The organism is Aeromonas sp. Y293-4 (assembly GCF_027705905.1).
In the GTDB taxonomy this organism is placed as follows: domain Bacteria; phylum Pseudomonadota; class Gammaproteobacteria; order Enterobacterales; family Aeromonadaceae; genus Aeromonas; species Aeromonas veronii.
The window spans coordinates 1-717 of the sequence record NZ_JAPDCI010000078.1 but is presented as its reverse complement, the minus strand read 5'-3'; the positions used below and the strand labels follow the sequence as shown (position 1 = coordinate 717).

At 65.1% G+C, this 717-nt stretch carries 1 protein-coding gene; it reads right to left on the bottom strand.

Features of this window, described 5'->3' with window-relative positions:
- Positions 1–717 (bottom strand): Tn3 family transposase (locus tag OKC31_RS21650; protein WP_270657750.1); only part of this gene is annotated, 717 nt, incomplete at both ends.

Sequence of the window (717 nt, the reverse complement as noted above, 5' to 3'; positions counted from 1 at the left end):
CAGGCTTGCAGCCAGGACAGCTTGGCGTAGGTCAGGCCGGGGCTCGACTCGGCCATCTTGGTCAGCCCGAGGTTGATCGCATCACCGAGGATTGCGGACAGCAGCAACGTCCTGTCTTTGGCCTCGGCCCCGTCCTTCAAGTGGGTGAAGTGGCGGCTGAAGCCCGTCCAGTCGTCCACGTCCATCAGCAGTTCGGTGATCTTGATGCGCGGCAGTAACTGGCTGGTTTGGTCGATCAGCGCCTGCGCCCGATCCGGCACCGCCGCATCCAGCGGGGTGATTTTCAGCCCTGACTCGGTGAGGATGGCATCGGGCAGCTCGTTGTCCTTGGCCAGGCGGGTGACGGTGGCCAACTGCTCGTCCAGCAGCTGCAAACGCTCTTCCAGGTACTGGTCGCTGTTCGGGTTGATCGCCAGGGGCAGGGCCTGCTCGCGCTTGAGTGCGGCGAACTTCTCGGCCGGCAGCAGGTAGTCGTCGAAGTCGCGGAACTGCCGCGAGCCCTTGACCCAGATGTCGCCGGAGCGCAGGGCGTTCTTCAGCTCGGACAGGGCGCAGATTTCGTAGAATTTCCGGTCGAGGCCTTCCGGGGTGATCACCAGCGGCTTCCAGCGCGGCTTGTTGAAGGCCGTGGGTGCATCGGCCGGCACCTTGCGCAGGTTGTCGGCGTTCATCTCACGCAGGGTCTGCACGGCTGCCAGCACGCCTTGCGCGGCCGGC